Annotated in this window: 18 protein-coding genes, 1 tRNA gene and 1 riboswitch; of the genes, 8 read left to right on the top strand and 11 right to left on the bottom strand. The window is 38.1% G+C overall.

Annotated elements, in window-relative coordinates; translation table 11 throughout:
• The first annotated feature begins 2 nt into the window (after positions 1 to 2).
• The 3 genes from H7A25_09145 (at position 3) to H7A25_09135 (ending at position 3,212) form a co-directional block, all read left to right on the top strand.
• On the top strand, positions 3 to 848 hold the full coding sequence (locus H7A25_09145) for a hypothetical protein (protein ID MCP5500055.1): 846 nt from the start codon (positions 3 to 5) through the stop codon (positions 846 to 848).
• Positions 849 to 938: 90 nt separating this feature from the next.
• Positions 939 to 2,228, top strand: coding sequence for a hypothetical protein (locus H7A25_09140; protein ID MCP5500054.1), 1,290 nt, complete (start codon positions 939 to 941; stop codon positions 2,226 to 2,228).
• A gap of 75 nt (positions 2,229 to 2,303) precedes the next feature.
• On the top strand, positions 2,304 to 3,212 hold the full coding sequence (locus H7A25_09135) for an MBL fold metallo-hydrolase (GenBank protein ID MCP5500053.1): 909 nt from the start codon (positions 2,304 to 2,306) through the stop codon (positions 3,210 to 3,212).
• Between the two features lie 4 nt (positions 3,213 to 3,216).
• Here H7A25_09135 and H7A25_09130 read toward each other — a convergent pair whose 3' ends face one another.
• The 3 genes from H7A25_09130 to H7A25_09120 form a co-directional block, all read right to left on the bottom strand.
• Complete coding sequence (locus H7A25_09130; protein ID MCP5500052.1) at positions 3,217 to 4,326, bottom strand: 5-(carboxyamino)imidazole ribonucleotide synthase; 1,110 nt, start codon at positions 4,324 to 4,326, stop codon at positions 3,217 to 3,219.
• Positions 4,323 to 4,790, bottom strand: coding sequence for a 5-(carboxyamino)imidazole ribonucleotide mutase (gene purE / locus H7A25_09125; protein MCP5500051.1), 468 nt, complete (start codon positions 4,788 to 4,790; stop codon positions 4,323 to 4,325). The genes H7A25_09130 and purE overlap by 4 nt, the downstream gene beginning before the upstream one ends.
• Before the next feature lie 82 nt (positions 4,791 to 4,872).
• On the bottom strand, positions 4,873 to 6,606 hold the full coding sequence (locus H7A25_09120; protein MCP5500050.1) for an AAA family ATPase: 1,734 nt from the start codon (positions 6,604 to 6,606) through the stop codon (positions 4,873 to 4,875).
• Between the two features lie 132 nt (positions 6,607 to 6,738).
• On the opposite strand from H7A25_09120, the gene H7A25_09115 reads away from it, so the two are divergent.
• Together H7A25_09115 and H7A25_09110 are read left to right on the top strand one after the other, a co-directional pair.
• Positions 6,739 to 7,530, top strand: coding sequence for a hypothetical protein (locus H7A25_09115; protein MCP5500049.1), 792 nt, complete (start codon positions 6,739 to 6,741; stop codon positions 7,528 to 7,530).
• Positions 7,531 to 7,810: 280 nt separating this feature from the next.
• Positions 7,811 to 7,883, top strand: a tRNA-Gly gene (locus tag H7A25_09110).
• A 44-nt stretch (positions 7,884 to 7,927) separates the two neighbouring features.
• Here the strand turns inward: H7A25_09110 and H7A25_09105 are convergent.
• On the bottom strand, positions 7,928 to 8,629 hold the full coding sequence (locus H7A25_09105) for a hypothetical protein (protein ID MCP5500048.1): 702 nt from the start codon (positions 8,627 to 8,629) through the stop codon (positions 7,928 to 7,930).
• Between the two features lie 87 nt (positions 8,630 to 8,716).
• A riboswitch (TPP riboswitch) is annotated at positions 8,717 to 8,806 on the top strand.
• 43 nt (positions 8,807 to 8,849) lie between these two features.
• On the opposite strand from H7A25_09105, the gene thiC reads away from it, so the two are divergent.
• The 3 genes from thiC (at position 8,850) to H7A25_09090 (ending at position 13,352) form a co-directional block, all read left to right on the top strand.
• Positions 8,850 to 10,484 carry a phosphomethylpyrimidine synthase ThiC gene (thiC, locus tag H7A25_09100; GenBank protein MCP5500047.1) on the top strand — a complete coding sequence of 545 codons (1,635 nt, stop codon included), beginning with the start codon at positions 8,850 to 8,852 and terminating at the stop codon, positions 10,482 to 10,484.
• A 75-nt stretch (positions 10,485 to 10,559) separates the two neighbouring features.
• Positions 10,560 to 11,663, top strand: coding sequence for a 1-acyl-sn-glycerol-3-phosphate acyltransferase (locus H7A25_09095; protein ID MCP5500046.1), 1,104 nt, complete (start codon positions 10,560 to 10,562; stop codon positions 11,661 to 11,663).
• 54 nt (positions 11,664 to 11,717) lie between these two features.
• Positions 11,718 to 13,352 (top strand): long-chain fatty acid--CoA ligase, encoded by a 1,635-nt coding sequence (locus tag H7A25_09090; protein ID MCP5500045.1) that lies wholly within the window; start codon positions 11,718 to 11,720, stop codon positions 13,350 to 13,352.
• Between the two features lie 35 nt (positions 13,353 to 13,387).
• Here H7A25_09090 and H7A25_09085 read toward each other — a convergent pair whose 3' ends face one another.
• From H7A25_09085 to H7A25_09055, 7 genes are all read right to left on the bottom strand, one after another.
• Positions 13,388 to 14,329, bottom strand: coding sequence for a hypothetical protein (locus H7A25_09085; GenBank protein ID MCP5500044.1), 942 nt, complete (start codon positions 14,327 to 14,329; stop codon positions 13,388 to 13,390).
• A 3-nt stretch (positions 14,330 to 14,332) separates the two neighbouring features.
• Positions 14,333 to 15,580: an aspartate aminotransferase family protein gene (locus H7A25_09080; protein ID MCP5500043.1), complete on the bottom strand. Its 1,248-nt coding sequence runs from the start codon at positions 15,578 to 15,580 to the stop codon at positions 14,333 to 14,335.
• A gap of 10 nt (positions 15,581 to 15,590) precedes the next feature.
• Entirely contained in the window at positions 15,591 to 16,208 is a 618-nt protein-coding gene (locus tag H7A25_09075) for an RNA methyltransferase (GenBank protein ID MCP5500042.1), read from the bottom strand.
• Between the two features lie 227 nt (positions 16,209 to 16,435).
• The gene (locus tag H7A25_09070; protein MCP5500041.1) at positions 16,436 to 17,473 is read right to left on the bottom strand and encodes a hypothetical protein; all 1,038 of its coding nucleotides are present in this window, start codon (positions 17,471 to 17,473) and stop codon (positions 16,436 to 16,438) included.
• Positions 17,470 to 18,267 carry a hypothetical protein gene (locus H7A25_09065; GenBank protein ID MCP5500040.1) on the bottom strand — a complete coding sequence of 266 codons (798 nt, stop codon included), beginning with the start codon at positions 18,265 to 18,267 and terminating at the stop codon, positions 17,470 to 17,472. The genes H7A25_09070 and H7A25_09065 overlap by 4 nt, the downstream gene beginning before the upstream one ends.
• A gap of 8 nt (positions 18,268 to 18,275) precedes the next feature.
• The gene (locus H7A25_09060; protein MCP5500039.1) at positions 18,276 to 19,520 is read right to left on the bottom strand and encodes a di-heme enzyme; all 1,245 of its coding nucleotides are present in this window, start codon (positions 19,518 to 19,520) and stop codon (positions 18,276 to 18,278) included.
• Positions 19,521 to 19,529: 9 nt separating this feature from the next.
• Positions 19,530 to 20,528 (bottom strand): metallo-mystery pair system four-Cys motif protein, encoded by a 999-nt coding sequence (locus H7A25_09055; protein MCP5500038.1) that lies wholly within the window; start codon positions 20,526 to 20,528, stop codon positions 19,530 to 19,532.
• Between the last annotated feature and the right edge of the window lie 29 nt (positions 20,529 to 20,557).

Below are 20,557 nucleotides of genomic sequence, written 5' to 3'. Positions count from 1 at the left end.
ATATGAACCTCAACCTGCAATCAAAAAGCAAATACAGTAATGCTCTGCACATCAGTTTTATCTTATATATTTTTTTTACTCTCGGAACGATAACGGATAGAATGCTTTTTTTTGAGGAGGAAATGCAGCTTCCCCTACTCTCTTTCCGAATAAATTTAATTTCCTTTTTTCAAATTATTCCTTTTCTTTTTTTTATTGAACATGTTTATTATCTTCGTTCTCTAAAGCCGACTCAACTTGATAAGCAGGAAGTATTTGGAAACAGGTTCCATAGAAACCTTTTTTATGCCCTGACAACAATTCTTCCTCCGCTTATCTTACTATATCTACAGGTTTCTTTTTCGAGGTATCAGGATCTTTGTCTCAGCTCTTCTCATTTCATTCTTTTTTTTCTGGATATTGCTCTTATCTTTCGTTTTATCTGCTCTCTCGATGAAGTCGATTTGCAGGAACAAACCTTTTTGTATAAAACTATAATATTATGGAAATATTCAAAAAAATTTATATTTTCTCCCCTATATATTTTTATTCTTTTATTTTCTGTTTATAACTATTACCTCAGTTTCTCTATTTTTCGAATGGATACAAACGAAAAACCTGTGATTCATTCCCTTGATAAAACTTTCAGGATTTTTCATCCCATACTTTCCTACCGGAGTTCCGATGAGCGTTCCTTTCTATTCCCCCGCCTCGATTTATCTAATCAGAACCTGCTGTCAAATAGGAAAAAATCATTTTCAGAGAGAAGTTTCAAATACGCCAACTTTAATGGAAGTATTCTCGATACACAGGTACTAAACAGAGCCGGACTTCAAAATGCCAGTTTCGAAAAAGTCCAGTGGCACTAAGAAATACTTGAAGAATTAAACAGATACACAGCTCTGCCAGAATTATTTACAACAAGAATTCAAAACTAAGATTTTTCAGGAAATTTATTCTTGACTAAAATCTTTTCTGTATCTATTCTTTTGCTTAGAAATATTTCCATGAGCGTGAGTATAAATATGCCTAAAAAACTTCCCTTACTTCTAGTATCCCTGACTCTTTTCCTGTTCTTGCAATGCAAGAAAGAAGACGATAAACAAAACGAACTCGTCAAAGCCGGAACGGTTCTCGTTCTAAGCTCTTCTGCAAATCCAACCCAGGCAACTAACACAACAGCGACAGGTCTAACTATTAAAATTCCTGATGGAGTTCCCCTAAAGAGCCAGATTTCAAGTTATAATTCTCCCAAGAAGTTCTATTTCAGAAAACTCATGAAGAAGCTGGGAATTGCCTCAAGTGCCAGTGCTAAAGAAAACGAATGGGCTTTTGTTCGTCAGTCTGCTCTCTGGGCCAATAATAATTCGGATACGATTGAAGCTATTTTAGGCCCTATCAAGCAGTATAATTTATTAAATACCGGAACGAATATAGAAAAGGTTATACAAACACCAAAGGGCGATTTGTTTATTATCAAGTTGACGGTCAATGCAAATATTACAGTTAGTTCTTCTGCTTTTACCGGTACTAAAACCTATAAGCACGTTTTTGAAATGTGGAGACAATCCAGTAAGACCAAAGCCTTAGAAATGTTCTTTGATAGTGCGGATGTGTTAACAGATAAGGGAATTCTTTTATTATATAATTTGAATATAATTGATCCGATAAGTTTTCCGGATAGTCTTCTCTGCGAAACCTATGTGTCAAAGCAGGATTCCTCTTACCTCGGAAATACCATTCAGTCTCAAAAGCAAACTATTAGCTGGTCAGGAGCTCAACAATTTTACTCAGGAGCAGATAAAGGTCGCGTAGTTCTTGAAAAAATGGACAATGATACCATTCTTTGTTTTAAATCTGTAGTTCGCTTTCCACATAATGCTTCTATTTTTCCAAATTGTGGAAGCAGCACAAAATACTATTCTTTAGCCTACAGTCAATTTTTAACTACCGAAAAAAAAGAGGCTACCGCCAAATTAAGTTTAATGGATAGTGCTATTGATAATACCAATGCACAACTTTGCGGATTAATAAGCAGAAACTACGGACTCTTTGAGAATAGTGGTTTCATTAATGATGAGGTTATACCTGCCTCTGTTCCGGCTACCTATCCGCAGGTTTCAAGGGTAGATAAACTCTTTGGAACTATCGGAACTACAGGTGCCGGAGTATGGGATGACCTGAGTAAAACTAAATTGGATAGTATTAATATACAATTTCAAAATAGTTTAACTGCTCCTTCTCTGTAATTTACCGGTAAAAAAAGTTTTTCATTTGACGAATATCCTCTCCAACATTTTACTAAGGAGAAAAGGGAGAAAAATATGAGAGTTATAGCCCTCGGTGTAAATAGTGCCTTTGCCACAGGCACTTATGATGAGAATGGTTTTTACAAACCCAAATGGCAGTCTAACTTCTTAATTGAGTTTGATGCCAGGGGAAAAATTCGAGAAGACGTTTATCGCTTTGTGATTGATTTTGGTTCAGATATACGCCATGCCCTCGCTTACCGGGGACTAAAGATGGGAGACATCGATGCCTGGTATTGCAGTCACCCTCACGCTGACCACATCGGTGGTGTTGAAGGAATTGCCCTGTCCACTGTGTTCAACCCTTTTTGGAATAAAGACAAAGTTGCCTGGTTAAAGAACTCCGATGGAAGTATGGACTCGGTAGCTGACAGACTTTTTGATGCAGAACCCATTCCGGATAACTGCAAGCCTTCCCTCTGGGGGCACAAGACTGTTCTCGATGAAGTCTGGCAGGCAGCAGCACCCGGCTTAAAAACTTTACAGGGAGTCCAAATTGTAAGCCTGGAAACTTACTTTGACGTTCAGGTGATGAAGAGTAACTTTAACTATACTTTTGAAGACGGAAATAGAACCTGGGAAGTGGATACGGTAATGAGTACCCACGTTTTGGCCGGAACAACTCTTATGCCTTCTTACGGTCTTCGCTTCCGTAGCTCCGATGGTAAAAACATCTTATTTCCAACTGACACCCTCTGGATGATGCCCCCGAATATGTCCGGCTTCTATAAGCGTGCAGACGTCATTTACCAGGATTGTGAAACCGGTTTTAAATCAGGAGTACATTCTCATATTGACGACATTCGTCTTGCAGATACAACTGTAAAAAAGAAATGCTACCTCTATCATTATCTCGAAGAACCCGAAGTGGAAGAGGGAGAATTTAAAGGTGTTTTACGAATGGGAGATGTTCATACCTATTAATTTTCTAATACGGGAAGGCTTCTCTGTAATTGAGCTTTCCCGTATAATTCCAATGCCCCATTTTCCTTCCTTTTCTGGCTTCTTCTTTTCCGTATAAATGAAGTGAGTAACCTGTTGTTTGAAAGTAATTTTGCATCGCCTTCGGCAACGTTTCCATATCTTCACCCATAATATTTTTCATGATGCAGGGACGGGAAACCAGTTCTTCCGGCATAGGTAGATTACATAAGGCCCTGAGTTGCAGATCAAATTGGGAAAGATTACAGGCATCCTGAGTAAAATGTCCGGAGTTATGGGGTCTCGGAGCAAATTCATTACAAAGCACTTCTTCACCGGAAAGAAAGAATTCAAGTCCCAGCACACCTACATAATGCAGGGAGTGTATAAGTTTTGTAGAATATTCAACACATTGCCTTTGAATGGAATTAGAAATTTTTGCCGGATTAATCGTAAAATCAAGAATATGATTTTTATGAATATTCTCAGAGGGTAGATAATAGTAAATTTCTCCTCCCTCAAAACCTGCAATAATAATAGAGAGTTCTTTTTCGAATTCTACCACTTCTTCAATAATAAGAGAGCTTCCTTTCATGGAACGGATCCATTCCTCGGCTTCTTCTACATTATGAATTTTTTTCTGACCTTTTCCATCATAACCAAATTGATTCACTTTAATAATCACCGGATATTGAATCTTATCTATAATTTCATAAAAATCTTCGATTCCACGGATGGGATAAAAGGCCGTAGTCGGCATACCGTGTTCATTAAAAAAAGCTTTTTCCCGGCTTCTATCCTGGGCAATTTCTATAGCTTCTGGAGAAGGACAAACCCGAAGTCCTTTATCACGAAACTTTTTAATGAGATTTAATGCAGTTTTTGGAATATTTTCAAACTCAAATGTGAGAGCATCGATTTCGGATAAGAATATACTTAAAGATTTTTCATCTTCATAGGAAGCTACATATTCTCTGGCTCCCATTTTAGAAGCTGGAGAGTTGGTTTCGGGGGAATAACAGGCAACCCTATAACCGTTCTGTTCTGCTACCTGGGTGAACATGCGGCCTAATTGTCCGCTTCCCATGAGACCGAGTCTCGCAGCAGGTAAAATCATAGTACAAGTTCTCCTTCCCGACTCAAGGCTTCGTCACAAAGTTGCTTCGCATAGGAACTTAGTTTTTCTGAAAGTACTACATTACTATTTGATAATATACGAACAGCTAAAAGACCGGCATTTTTAGCCCCGGCTGCTCCTATAGCCAGGGTTCCAACCGGAATTCCCCCGGGCATTTGGACAATAGAATAGAGGCTATCCTGACCGGATAAATGTTTTGAGGGAACCGGGACTCCGAGAACAGGAAGGGTACAAAGTGAGGCTACCATTCCGGGAAGATGGGCTGCTCCTCCTGCCCCGGCAATTATCACCTTAATGCCCTTTTCTCTTGCCCCTTTCGCAAAACTGTACATTAAATCTGGAGACCTGTGTGCTGAAACAATCTTCTTAACAAAACTTACACCAAATTCTTTTAAGATAAGGCAGGCCTCTTTCATCACCGGCCAATCGGAAGCCGAACCCATGATTACTGCAACGTCTGTAGTTTTATTTTCCATAGCTTAAAGACCAATTTATTTTTTTAGGAAAAGCTGGCAAGAGCCTTTATTAAAATCCGGCGACTTCGATTATTTCTACTTCCCTGCTGTGAAAAACCAGCATGGCTATAGAGCGAAGCTCTCGACCAAAGAGCTTGAAGTTAGCTTTATAAATCTCGTAGTTTTCTTTCGCCTGTGAAATGACTTCCTTTCTCTTATCTTCTATTTCTTTCTTACTATCGGTTTTTCGAATATACTTAAATTCTATAATAAAGTTATACTTTACATACTCATAATAGGCAGGATGAGCTTCGTAGAGAAGGTCGATTCGTTTTCTTCCCGGAAGTTCTCTCTCCGAGATAATATTATATATTTTACTCAAGGTAAAATAAGATACAAATAAAAACTTCACATGCTTTTCTGAAAGTCCGCTGTAGTCATAGTTAGATAGTTTATTCGAGAAAAATTCTATAGCCAGTTCCTTCAACGCTTCTGTCTTACCGACTTCCGCCATCTCACGAAGAGCTTTATTCAAGGGACCGAGTTCAAATTCGATACTCTGACTTTCTTCCAGAAAACGTCGTAAATACTCCCAATACAGGGTTCGAATCACCTGGTTCGGAATTACAAATTGGTTAAATCCATCTCCAAAAGTCAGAAGCCCAAGATAAAATAAAAGAGATTTTAACTCGTTATCACTAAATCGTTGTTCAAAATTAAATCGTTTCACAAGGCTCAATTCCAGAGTATTTTTTAAATTAATCTCTTCAAGGATAGTCTGAAGTTTCTCTTTACCCGATGCTCCTATAATCAGTCCCCGTAATTTATTGTAATCGGTTTTTACATTTTCATCGAGTAAGTCCTGAGGGTAGCCGGTTGCTGAAAATCGTTCCAAAAAATAAAGCACCATATCCGAGTTAAAGAGTCTTTCCTTTACTCCTTCACTAAATTTATATCCATCGTATAATACGATCAGATCGTTTAAGACTTCCTCTTTGGATTTTTGTTTAAACTTATCTATCTCGACTTTATCCAGCAGTCCCCTTACTTCCTCTCTTGTAAAACCTATCATTTCATTAAATCTTGAATCTGTACTCATATCGCTCGTGATATTAAAGCCACTCGAAAGCTCATCTAACATGATGGGAGAAACTCCCGTGATAAAAAATCTCTCAACCACTCCTTCTCCGCTTGCGATCTTTAGCTGTTCGTAAAATTCTCTTACAAAGCCCGCTTCTGCCATGATCGTTCGAATAAAAGATTCCCGTCCTTCCGCGGCTAACTTATTCGCAAAATGGTCATATTCATCTATGAAAACATAGATCCTCTCTTTTACACGGATAGATTCACCCTTAAGAAAGTTTACTACGTTGGCTGCTGTAAAATTTTTATCTTCTGTTTCCAATCGTTTATAAGCATCACCGTATATATTCCTGTAAACATAAAGAAAATCTTCCGCAGTTCTTCTTACTCGATAATCGAAATCCAGTCTAAGAGATTCTTCTGTTTTTGTATTAATCCCGGAAAAATCCAGCTTAAAGACAAGGTAAGAGTTTTTCAGTTCGGTAGGATTTTTCTGTATATAAAGACCGGAAAATAGAATATCAAATTGTTCTTTTTTGGCCAGGTCATAATAGGCCTGCAAGACACTTATCCAGAGGCTTTTTCCCATCCTTCGAGGACGTATAAAAAAAAACTTTTTGTTTCTTTCCACTATAGGAATAAAATGGGTTTTATCTACATAGATAGATCCATCCCTTCTTAAATTGTCAAAACTGGCTTCTCCGTAGGCTATTTTAAGCATGGGTTCAATAAACTATAACTATTCGGAATTTGTAAAGCGAGTTTTTGTATTGGAAAGAAGTCTATTTCGAAACGATAAAAGACTTTATGAAAAATCGCTTGCTTAAATTTTATAGGAGCATAATTTCTTCGTATGGCAGATAAAAAACAGCCCTTACTTCATGAAGTACTGGCAGTAGAACAGGATTTAAAAGGTAATTCAGAAAGAGCAAGAAACCAGCTCGTAGAAATGTTCCGTACAAAACAAAGTCACTTTACCGGGATGAAGCGAACCTTTCGACCTTTCGCGGTAGATGAAGAAAAAGGTGAAAGTGCGGGTGAAAGACTCGAAGCCCAGACTCAACTGGTTACTACCGTGCATGAAGAGTTAGAAAAAACTTTTTCAGAAATCAGTCGGGCCATTGATCTGTCCTATCAAATAGATGAGGCCAATACACTGGCCCGCGCAGATCTGATTGTTAAAGATGAACTTATTGCCAAAGAGGTTCCCGCCACATTCCTTCTTCAGTTAGAGAAACGTTTAAAAGAAATTCGGGCGGTTTATAGGGAAATTCCCTGCTTTGACCCGGTTCGAATCTGGAGTATAGATCCAGGTGCAGACAAGAAAAATGTTCTGAGAGCCGAACCGGTGATAACCATCCGTAAGCAAAAAACTCGAAAATATAAAGTGATGGTAGAAGCAACCAAAGAACATCCGGCGCAGGTAGACATTGTAGAAGTGGATGAACCGGTTGGAGAAATTCGTTCTTACGATTGGACCGGTATGCTTTCTTTAGGACAAAAAGCAGAATTACTTGAGCAAATTGATATACTCATAGAAGCTGTAAAACAGGCACGCTCGAGGGCCAACGAAGTAGCTGTAAACAAAGAGAAAAAAATTGCAGAAGGGCTCGTACGTTTTTTACTAAAACCAATAAAAGCTTGATAAAAGATAGATAAGTGTAATCATGAATCTTAAGGGTAAGAGGTTTATCTTTATCCTTATCTTCAGGTTGATATACGGGAGGTTCTGACAATGCTTCCCTTCAGGTTATTACCCGAAGGTTTATCACAGGGTTTTGTTTTGAAATGGACTATCTTTTTTTGAAGCCGCACGGAACTGGGAGTTCGAATCTTCCCCTGCACATAACAGGTAGTTCAAAGGTCGAACGCCGTGATCATTCCGGCTTCACGGCTAATGTCTGTTTGAAAGCTAATGGACCCATGTGGAGATAGCTCAGTAGGTAGAGTACCGGCCTGCCTCGCCGGGTGTCACAGGTTCGATTCCTGTTTTCCACCGGGCACAGTCCATGATGAGGATTGTGCCCACTTTTAATGCATTTTTAATAATTCGCATCTTCCGGAGATAATATGATTTGTTCATCCACTGTAATGACAGGTAAAAAACTCGATTTGCTTTCTACATTTTTTCTTAATAGCTTAGCTCTTTTTATTTTTATATAACAATCATCAAGAAAAAGCTGGTGGCCGCAACCAAGCAAATGATAACCTTCGTGAACGAGAGTTGATTCGGGGCTTGTAAAAAGAAGTTGAAGAAGAGATGAATATTTGGCTTTAATATATCCCCGAGTCTGGGTATAGCCTTCTACAGCACCATAGGTTTCAAATTTTAAACCACTAATAGCAAAAATTCCCAGAGTAAATACTTCAAAAGCTAAATCTCCATAGGTCCGTCCAACAAGATATATGTAGCGATGGCAAGTTTCATCAACTTTTGTAAGACCGGGTAGTTTCCCAAGAACCCCTCCTCCCCAGAAACTTAACCTTTCAAATCTCCTTACCCCGGAGATTTTTAACTCAATATTATAAAGTTTTAATTCTTCCTGCCAGGCCTGCTGAAGATCCTTAATATCCTCATCTGTAATTCCTTCTTCGGTAAGAAAGCAGACTTGCAAAATTTCCGGTTTTCCAAAATTTATTTTCTCAAGAACTCCTTTTCTATGAAAACCTACAGTAGTAAAACAGGATTGTAGGAAGGCAGTCAGAAAGAGAATCAGGGAATAGTGGGATAATAAATATTTCATAGCAATTTAAGAACGTATTTAATTACAAGTAAAGATAGGTAAAGCTAAAATTGCTATTGACCTTTATTTAGCGTTTTGTATGCTGAATTATGCCGTTGGGGGTGGGATTGACCCTGAGAAAGACCCCGATAACCTGATCTGGATAATGCCAGCGTAGGAAAACGGAACACTCAAATGTTCTTTATTTTTAACTCCCGGGGCAAGATACAAAGGAAGTATTATGCAAGAATCAACCAATAATAATTCATTTCAAATTGAAGAAACCCTGGCAGTCAGGAATATTTTGCAAGATAAATTCAGTATTGATGGACATACCATTCCCACAAGAAAAGTAAACCTAAGCGATGGAAGTTCTATTGAATTGTATGATACAAGAGGTCCGCAGGGTTTTGACCCGAGAGAAGGAATTCCAAAACGTAGAAAAGACTGGTTAGCCAAACGTTTGCAGAGTGGAATTCAAAATCCGACTCAACTGTATTACGCCAAAAAAGGAGAGCTAACAGAAGAAATGCAGTTTGTGGCTCTTCGCGAAGGTTTAAAGCCGGAATTTGTTCTTTCTGAAGTAGCAAGAGGTAGAGCTATCATTCCGGCTAACATAAATCATACAGAATTAGAACCTATGATCATCGGAAGAAATTTTCTTGTTAAAATAAATGCTAATATAGGAAATTCTATTATGGCATCCTCCATTGAAGAAGAGGTAGAGAAGCTTAGACTGGCCATTCATTACGGAGCTGACACCATAATGGATTTATCGACTGGAAAAAATATACACGAAACTCGGGAGTGGATAATACGAAATTCACCGGTCCCGGTTGGAACGGTTCCGATTTACCAGGCCCTCGAAAAAGTTCATGGCAAGGCAGAAGAGCTTACTTTTGACTTATTCATGGAGACCCTCGAAGAGCAAGCAAAACAGGGAGTTGACTATTTTACCATTCACGCAGGTGTTTTACTTCGCTATATTCCACTAACTTCTAAAAGACTTACCGGGATCGTTTCAAGGGGTGGCTCAATTCTTGCAAGGTGGTGCTTAGCTCATCATAAAGAAAACTTTCTTTATACAAATTTTCGTGAGATCTGTAAGCTTATGAAAAAATATGATATTTCCTTTTCACTCGGAGATGGTCTGCGACCGGGTTCTATTGCAGATGCTAATGATGAAGCCCAATTTGCAGAATTAGAAACCTTAGGAGAATTATCTAAAATTGCCTACGAAGAAGATGTACAGGTGATGATAGAGGGACCGGGACATGTTCCGATGCATCTCATTAAAGAAAATATGGATAAGCAGTTAGAAATTTGTAAGGAAGCTCCTTTTTATACACTCGGACCTCTTGTAACCGACATTGCCCCCGGATATGACCACATTACATCTGCAATAGGTGCTGCCATGATAGGCTGGTTTGGAACCGCCATGCTCTGCTACGTAACCCCGAAAGAACATCTAGGTCTTCCCGGAAAGAACGACGTAAAAGACGGAATTGTTACTTACAAAATAGCTGCTCATGCAGCAGACCTTGCCAAAGGTCATCCCGGAGCCAAAGAAAGAGATGACCTCTTGAGTAAGGCCAGGTTTGAGTTTCGATGGGAAGACCAGTTTAATCTGTCCTTAGACCCTGAAACAGCAAGAGAATTTCATGATGAAACTTTACCCGGTGAAAGAATGAAAGAAGCACATTTTTGTTCCATGTGCGGTCCGCATTTTTGTTCCATGAAGATTACCGGAGAAATCAGGGAATATGCCAAAAAGAAAGGCCTGGAGCTTAATTCAGCCATTGAGGAAGGAATGGAAGAGAAGTCGAAAGAGTTTTCCCAAAAAGGTAGTGAGTTATACGTGAAAAAAACAGGATAATACAAATAAAAAAAGGTGGTAGTTATATTACCACCTTTTTGTGGTTTGATAAGAATATACTACACAGGAAGATATATGCAGCCAGAATTTAGCAATCAGGTAGTCGAAAAAATCGAAAGGAACTCATTTGTTTACCATTTTACGTTATACTTTATTTCCTATTTTCATAGATTTATATTCCACAAAGTTGACTGTATTCTTCCTGCTGAACATAAATTCATAGAAGTGCCTTACCCCAGTAGTTGTATTGCGAATCATGTAACAGCTCATGATGTGCTTTCTTTAACTGTTGCCTATCGGAAAATTCATACCGAAGCCAGATTTACTTTCCCGGCCAGGCAGGATATACTCGAAGAAAATTTCTTAGTAAAATATTATAAAAAGAAGAATTGGAAAACAAGTATATTACAGATGATAGACAAAACCCAGCTGATTCCTTCTCTATTTCGTTATCTGGGTGCTGTACCTATAAAGCGTCCTTTCAGAGACGATGCAAGAAAACTTTTAAAAGAAGGACTTCTTCGTGATACGGTCAAAGAAAACTGGGATACTCTGCTAAAGAATATGCAGGGAGGAAGAACCCTATTCGCTTTTCCGGAAGGAAGATTTTCTTTTAATGGTTGGTTAAATCGTATACAAAAAGGAATTTTTTCACTTTATCAATCCGGTTTCAGACGCTATTTGTTTATAAATTTCACTTATGATTTCCTAAGTCATAAAAAGCCAAATTTATATATCCATTTAAGAAAACTGGAAGAATTTCCGGAAGGACTTGCAGAAAGAGAATTCTTAGAGCTTGTAAAAGAACGACTTGGCTCTCTTTTTGTAATCAACCCCTCTAATCTTTTTTCCTACTTACTGTTTACCGAACAGGTAAGAAAGGGAGTTCAAGAATTAGAGTTTTATGAATTATATCTAAGATTTTCCAAACAATTGCAAAGAGAATTTGTGGTAAGGGGATTTCAAGAGAAGATGGATAAACTTTTTGAACATTTTAAAAGTTCTGCAATAAAAACTTCTTTTTTAGAATTAAAAGATGGAATTTTAAGAGGAAGAGAAAAGTTATACCAGGACATATCTTCTCAAAACCAGTATTTACGTAAGAAAAATATCTATTTATTTCATGCAAATCAACTTTTTTCTTATGAAAGTCGTCTACAATCATTCTTGAAAGAGTAAACTGAACTTGACAGAAAAAAGCACATAACAACAGGTTAGATTAAGGAGAACAAAATGAATGGCTTAATGATGAATTATTCTTTAACCCTCGATAAGATGTTAACCAGAGCGAATACGGTATTCCCTTCACAGGAAATTGTAAGCCGTCTGGCTGATGGAAGCATACACCGTTATACATATAAGGATTTTTATAAAAGGGTACTCAGATTAATGAATGCCCTGAGAACTCTTGGAGTAAAACCCGGAGATCGAGTAGCAACTTTTGCCTGGAATAACTACAGGCACATGGAAATCTATTTTGCAGTTCCTGCCCTGGGTGCTGTTCTTCATACATTGAATATTAAATTATTTCCGGAATCTTTGACCTACATCGTAAACCATGCAGAAGATAAGTTCATCTTCGTAGATAAGTCTTTAGTTAAACCCTTAGCTGCTTTACAGGATACCTTCAAAACAGTTGAAAACTACATCATCATGGATGATAAAGCAGCAGAACCGGATATACAGTTTAAAACTTCTCTTGATTATGAAAATCTAATAAATCAGGCCGATGAAACAGAGTCCTTCATAGAACTCGATGAAAATACTGCAGCAGGTCTTTGCTACACTTCCGGTACAACCGGGGAACCGAAAGGAGCTTTATACTCCCACCGTTCTATGTTTTTACACGCAGTAGGAATTTGTATGACAGATACCCTGGGCATAGGTGCAAGAGATGCCGTTTTGCCGGTAGTTCCGATGTTTCACGTGAATGCCTGGGGTATTCCCTTTGCCTGCTGCCTTTCCGGGGCCAAACCTGTATTCCCCGGTCCCGGCCTTCTGGGCAAACCCATTGCCGAACTAATCGAACAGGAAAAAGTTACTATAGCTGCCGGTGTTCCGACCATCTGGAATTTATTATACCACCACCTCAAGAAAGAGAAGCACGATGTGTCAAGCTTAAAAAGTATTGTAGTAGGAGGTTCTGCTGTTCCTGAGGCCTTAATCCGTGGCTTTCAAAAAGATTTCGGTCTATCTATTTTACACGCCTGGGGCATGACAGAAACCTCACCTGTAGGCACGGTATGCAATCTACTTCCACAAATTGCTGCTCTTCCGGAAGAAGAACGATTCAGTTACAAAGCAAAACAGGGACTTCCGGCACCCATGGTGGAATTGAGAATAGTCGATGATAAGGGAAATGATGTTGTGAGAGATGGTAAAGCCAGCGGAGAACTTTTAATTCGCGGCCCCTGGGTAGTCAGTTCTTATTTCAATAATGATTCGGAAAGTGCCAGGCAAGCTTTTACAGAAGATGGCTGGTTTCGCACGGGTGATGTAGCTTCTATTGATCCTATGGGTTACATGCAAATAACAGACCGGGTGAAAGATTTAATTAAGACCCGAGGCGAGTGGTTATCCAGTGTAGAGATGGAAAATTTAGCGATGTCTCATCCTTCAGTCTTAGAGGCAACCGTAGTCGGTAGAGCAGATGATGTAAGGGGAGAAGCACCTGTATTGTTTGTGGTTGTGCAGGAGACGGAAAAAGGAAAGCTAAGTGCAAAAGAAGTTTACGATCATCTAAGTCCTCATTTTGCTCACTGGCAATTACCTAAAATATCTGACATTCACTTCATTGAGTCTATACCCAAAACCAGTGTTGGTAAATTTGATAAGAAAGTCTTGAGAAAACAGTTACAGGAAGGCTAAGAATTGCTTAAGTCCATAGAGAAAACCTATGGACTTTAACGTTTTATTTTACCCGGAAGTATGAAGTTATATTGTTTTCTTAAAATTTTCGTACTGATAAAACGATCCACTTTTCTAAAAAACAATAAGAATCCCCAGATGAATTTATCTTCTTTATAGTAATCGTGAACTTCTTTTTTTACAAGTGGAAGAACCTGAAAATTTGAGGGTAAGGAAAGGAAAAAATCATTACTCAAAGACAAAAGATTTGGAATTTTTTCTTGCAAACCTTCCTTATATAAATTTCCTAAAATATCAATTATGACCATGCGAAGATCATAATATCTGTCTAAAACATCCTGTAAGAAAAAATATTTGGCAGCTAAAGCAATTAAAGAGGGCATACTTTTTAAAAAAACTTCAACATTCAACTGTTCCTTATTATTTTTTCTATAGAGAGGAGTGCTGATATCAAAATACAGGGGCATAGAATTATCTTCCGGAAAATACCAGTTTGAGATTTGTCCATCCAGACCTAATTGAATCTGCTCTTCATGTAAGGAATTATACACATAAAGAGACTGAAGATTCTTTAAAAGCTTTTCATATACCACTTTAAGTTCATCATCACGTAAATTATGAAATAATGTATTACCAATTAATTCCAGTTTCAGTAAAGGTTGAACAATATATACTATCCATTCAGCATCTTTATTTTGAAAACTAATTAACTTATAGGGAAGTACTTTTACCCCGGCATTTCTTAAATGCTCACAATACTCGTTTATGCAGTTACAGTATGCTTCAATATCTGTCGAAGAAGAAAAAGGTGGCATCCGTTTACAGGCATAATTATCAATTCCTTCGATTTTGAAAGTACTGGAAATTTCTCCATAACCTAAAATTTTTACAGGAATACTACTTTTTTCCGGGAATGCCGGGTTTAGCTGGTTTTCAAATCTTAAAAGGAAAGCTGGATCTATTTTAAATTCTTCCATGGTTTAAACCCGATTATGAGATAAAAAATTACCCAAAAATTGTAAAGCAGAATCAAGACGCAGAAGAATTTCAGAAGCAATTTGTTTATCTATAATTAAAGGAGGTAAAAATTGAACCACCGAAGGATCATTTCCAGAGTAAATGCAGAGAAGTCCGGCTTCATAACAGGCTTTACTCATAAAAGGTCCGAGTTCAGGGCTTACCATTTTTAAACCCATCATCATTCCTTTTGCATGATAAGAAGGCATAAGCTTTGAATATTTTTGTATTAGATTCCTTAGACCTTTATGAAGAAACTCTGAAATACTTCTTACATTTTCTAAAAACACCAAGTCAGAAGACAATTCTAAAACCTTTTCAGCAACGATACAACCAATATCTGCACCACCGAAAGTAGAAATGTGAAGAAAAGGGTCTTCCTGAAAAACCCATTGAAGTCCTTCTCTGAGAATTGTAGCAGTAATGGGATAGATGCCACCACTTAAACCTTTACCTGTAACCAAAATATCAGGAACAATGCTGTCATATTCTACACACCAGAACTTTCCGGTTCTTCCAAGACCGGTTTGGACTTCATCGGCAATAAAAAGACTGTGATTGGCTTCACAGATTTCTTTCACTCCCTTAAGGTAAGTTTCCTCCGGAATCAAAATTCCCGCAGTAGCCGGTATGGGTTCTAAGATTACAGCCGCTACATCTTTACTGAATGCAGAATTCATAGCAGACAGAGAATTAAAAGGAACTGCTATAAAATCCTCAGAATCGGATAAAAAGGGTTTACTGAACTTTGGAGCACCGGCGGCAAGAGCTAAGCCTGTGTGGCCATGATATCCACCTTCTATGCAAATAATCTTTTTTCGCCCTGTTGCTTTTCTGGATATTTTTATAGCCAGGTCTATAGCTTCACCACCACTAACACCGAATATAACGTGGTTTAAGTCACCGGGACAGAGAGTTGCCAACTTTTCTGCCAGATTAGCCTTCTGTTGACTGACAAAATGATGGTTTCCAATATCCAATGTTTTAAGGGCTTCCTCAAGAGCAGAAATAACCAGAGGATTTCTATGACCCAGATTAAAAACCCCACCATTGGAATGGCAGTTTATAAGTGTCTTATTATCTTCCATATCCCAGATAAAAGCTCCCTCTCGCTTTCCAAATACAAAATCCAGACCGGATTGAAGAAAAAAACCGGCTTTAGCGGGAGAAATGCAGTTTGCATATTTATTAAATACTTCAGACTTTTTCATTACTTACCTCTTATCTATTTGACCAATCCTGCATATACTTTTGAATGCGTTCTTCAGACAGTTGAGGTTTATCATATAAACCTGCATTTTTTCTCTGTCGATATGCTTCAAATAAACTAACCGCGCAGGCAACAGAAATGTTTAAGCTTTTTACCATACCCACCTGAGGGATAATAAAATTTCCATCGGACAGAGTGTAGGCACTTTCCGATACACCCGTATGTTCATTACCAAAAACAAGAGCTATAGGGCCTGTAAGATCCAAATCATACAGGGATTGAGATTCTTTGGACATGTGAGTAGTATAAATTTTCTTTCCTTCAGATCGCAGAACTTCATAGCATTCTTGAATGCTGGAGAATTTACGAATATCTATCCACTTCTTCGCACTGGCAGAGCTACCCAGACCCGGAGCCGGATATTTCTGTCCGCTGTGATAAACAAGATAAACTTGTAGAATCCCTACCGCATCACAGGAGCGAAGAACCGCAGAGAAATTATGCGGATCGTTAATGTTTTCCATGACTAACGTAAGGTCTGAGCTTCGTTTTTCTAAAACTTCTCGAATCCTATTTTTTCGTTCGTCTGTTAAGAAACGAAAGATACCTGGTTTATTTGATTCCGACATGATATGGCATCATATTCAGGAATCCAAAATATTTGTCAAGCCATCCTTAGACCTCTCAAAAAAGGATATTAAAACAGGTTTACTGATTGCCGACTAAAAACCGAGAGCAGGGCACGGTTTTTATTATTTATGTAAGTCTGGAATGAAAAATCTTCTGCTTTTTGTTTTCTATCCAGAAAAATTTAATAAGACACGTAAAACTTCCCTTTCCATAAGAAAAACCGAGATTAAAAACGATATAGAACCGCAAGGCCATACGCTATATCAAATAAGCGGTGAAGTTTTCTTCTTTCCAGGGGATAACGCGCAAAGATCTGAAAACCTGCATTCTCACTTATAGAATAATATATACCTCCAAACACTTCTCGATAAAGGGAAGGATCTTTTATCGTGTAATTATTCGGCTCTGAGTAATATAAGGAGTTTAAGGTATCTTTCTTTTTTACTTCAAGGTCCTTCATAAATTCAGTATATATAGAACTTAGAATATCCCCTGTATGATTCTTATAGGAAGCAAATAATATATCATCCGAATCTTTTTCTTTTAAAACCTCAGTCCCATTATACGGAGTCCGAAGCATCAGACCCGAATAGAAGAAGAGGCCGGAAAATAAAGTAAAAGACAATGACAAGCTGGCAAAACCCGCTTTTTTTAAAGAGTATTCAGACCTTTCAGGCTCGTATGACTTTTGTAGAAAATAGGGTAAATAAGATTCTTCATTTTTATATTCAACTGTCAAATCTTTTCTATCCGGAAAGATTCCCCCCAGATTAGCACTGATGCCCATAAATTCCCAGTTTTTCCCGGCAGTTAAGGAGGTTTCGAGAAGATAGTAATTTCCACCGGCAAAGCGCTCAACATTTTCCCCTGAAGGAAAACCAACTCGGTTTTCTATATAAAAAAAATATAAAGATGTTTTCCTATCACTAAAGAAAAACTTGGAACCTACATATACCTTTCCCATTCTCCCTGCATTTCCCTTATTTTTTTGATTATAGTAAAGATGAGGAACCTGCAAATTAAAGGAGATTCTTCCTGAATAAAAAAAACCTTCAAGAAAAAAACTCGAAGTCAGAACATCACGATTTCCCCGACTTCCCTTCTGCATTTCAGAATTCAAAAATAAATAAAAGTTTGAATCCAGAAGCACCGTTTTTCCGGCAGACTGTATATTAAAGTTTCTATCTGTTCCTGAATGTCCGCTATGATGAGCATAGATATATTTGGAGGTTAATAATAGGCTAATAAAAATCCATTTCTTCAATTGCATTTTCCTTTTGTAATAAACCCCGAATAGAGGTTTTGTAAAATAGCATAGTACAATGTAGTATTTAAGGTACTACTGATATTTAGCTCGAGAGAAGGATCTTCAAAAATTTTCTGCAGTATGGCTAAAGTAACAGTATCTTTCATCAGGTTTGCATATTTCAAATTATATTCTAAAATATAATCCTGTAAAGCTCTAAAATTATACGCACAAGTATCTGTGATTTCAATATCCGTCTTCGATATAGTCAAATTTACTTTCTTCTGCGCAGAAGCATTGCTTATATTCAAAGTAATAAACGAAGCTGAGAAGTGAAAACGCAGGGACTGTAAAAGCGCAGGACTTCTGAATTCTTTCTTTTCGGTTTTCTCTATGTGATACACAGCTTTTTCATCCGAAGCATTACTTTTAAAAAAATTTGGATATTGAACAGGCAAAGAAAAAGAATAACGCATAGACTGACTTGTAGCCCCTCCCCCTTCTTCGACATGTAAAAAAGGCTCTTTTTTGGAAAATAAGGCCTGGGAGCTTAAAAATAGTTCTACCTGCTCAAACGCTATATAACTTCCTTCTAATATTTTCAGGTTATATAAGTTTCCTCCACTATACAGGGAAAATTCATCTATATTTGCATCTGAACTGTCATCCTGAAAACGAAAGCTAAAACTCAGAGTATACGGCAGATTCCCGGTATACTCAAAAATTCTCTGAAATAACAGCACCTTTTCTTTTCTTGCATCTCCCACTTCTCCCATACAACTAAGCAAGAAGAAGCAGGAAAATAATATCACACTTTTTTTCATTGGTTTACAAAGGGATCACTAAAGGCCGGATTGCTGATGAAAGTTTCATCCGTTAAACTTTTTAAGAAATTAATCAAATCCGCTTTCTCTCCTGAACTCAGGCTAAATTTACGAATAAGGGTTTTATCTACAGTAGAAATGTTATTATCTGTTCTGCATGGAAAATTCGGATCAGTAGGCCTGCAAGTGGAATTGTTTCCACCATTCATATACTGATCGATTACCTTTCCGAGAGCATCCGTAGCACAATCATCCATAGTCTTTCCTGCTATTTTTTCCGGATTTTGGCTATCATCGCACATAATACTTCCGTCGTGCATATAAGGGTAAGTAAGAGCGATGTTTCTCAAAGTTGGTGCCTTAAACTTCCCCATATCTTCTGCAATTCCCGTGAGGTCAATAAGTCCTCTCTGCTCTGAAGGATAGGAACCATTAATATTATACAAACCATTACTATGATAAAGGTTTGTCTCAACAGATGTGGCTGTATGTGAAGAGGAGTCGGTAAAATTAAACCCACCATGGCAGTGAAAACATTCTGCAGCTTCTCCATTAAACACATCCATTCCCCTCAGGGCAGAAGCAGACAGTGCCAATTTGTTATTCTTATATGTATAACGATCATAGGGGGAATCAGAAGATATAAGTGTACGTTGAAACGCAGCTATCGCTTTTTTTACATTATCTAAAGTAATAGGCTCAGTTTCACCAGGAAAAGCAAGCTTGAACATAGACTCATAGGCTTCGTATTTCATTAGCCTCTTCTTAAGTTCCTCGTCACCCACATCCAGTCCAAGTTCTACCGGATTAACTCCCTGTAAAGGAACTCCCGCCTGTTCTTCAAGGGTTTTGATAAGAGAATTCGCCCAATTTTGCCTACCATTATAAGCCACATTTACAAGGGCTATCGAATTTTTCGTATTCTTTACACCGGTGATTCCCTGCGGAAGAGATTTACCATCCGAAAAGGCCAGCTTTTGTAAGTGACAACTTGCACAGGACATTGTTTCATTTCCGGAAAGTCGTTTATCATAAAACAAGAATCTCCCCAGTTTTACTTTCGCTTCTGTCATCAGGTTACTTTCCGGCACTTTTGGAAGTGGATAACCGGAAGGTAAATTCCAGTTATAAGAACTTACTGCCCCGGGAAGGAGCAGTAAGGACAGAGAATTTTTATCCTCTTCCTTTTTCTTACAAAATGATAAAGAACTTAGAAGAAGAATAGATAAGATAATTTTCATATTCTTCACCTATTGAATTTTAAATAGCTCTACACGAGTACTCGAGTCCACAGAACCCGCAGTATCAAGAGTATTCGCAGTAGCACCACTGGCATTTCCGGGAACCAGACCAAAATTTTTAATGAGAGGACTACATTCTGCTACAGTACCACTGGAACCGGTGGGTGTTCCGATTGGCATACAGGAAAGAGCTTTCGTTAAAGAAAAACTTGTTTGAGGTAGACTGTCTGTGGTGAAAAGTTTTTCCAGTTGTATAGAAACCTTTGTTTCTGAAAGATTAATAGTTTTACCCGCTTGAATCAAAAATTCAGAACGATAAGCATTCTTACAACTGATAGTCCCGGAAGAATCACTCGAACAGGAAGTACTACCGAGGTGCATGTTAAGAGCCATGTCGGAAGCCTGTAGTTCCAACTTTAAAAACTTGTAACCCAGAGTCCAGTTCCATTGCATTCCCGGATTTTTTCCATCCTGTAATAAAGTTGGTGTAGTTGTTTTGTCCTTATCAAGGTGGTTTAGTTTTTCTGGAACGCCTATTGTAAATTTAATTCCTGTATATACTCCCGCAGCCACCTTTCCGCTGAGAGTCCTATTGGTTGCAGCAGTGGTATTAAAAGAAGAACCCGTGCAGGAACCTGTATTATCCGCAAAATCCAGTAAAGCAAGCTGTCCTTCAGCACCGTTATACTGAAAATCCGTATTATCGAGCTGCAAGGGAACCTCTTTATCGTCAGAGCTAAGAAGGCTTATGGAACTGAGATACACCCGCATATCCCGCAATTTCACAGTCTGACCTGCGGGGAGGATATAAGAATCGGTACCGCAACTCATTTCTGTTTCGTTTAACTTCAGTTGAAAGGTAATATTCACATTTTGTTTTGCATTTGTATTTGCAGAAGTTAGGGCTAATAAAGCCATACCTGATTCTTTACCTGAATCATCCTTTTTTGTCTGAGTACAATTCCCTAATAAAAGGAATATAAGTAATAAAGTACATAAGTATTTCATATAATTCTCCAATATATAGTTTATATGGG

This window comes from Leptospiraceae bacterium (assembly GCA_024233835.1).
Classification (GTDB): Bacteria; Spirochaetota; Leptospiria; order Leptospirales; family Leptospiraceae; genus JACKPC01.
This window is presented reverse-complemented; position numbering and strand designations above follow the sequence as displayed.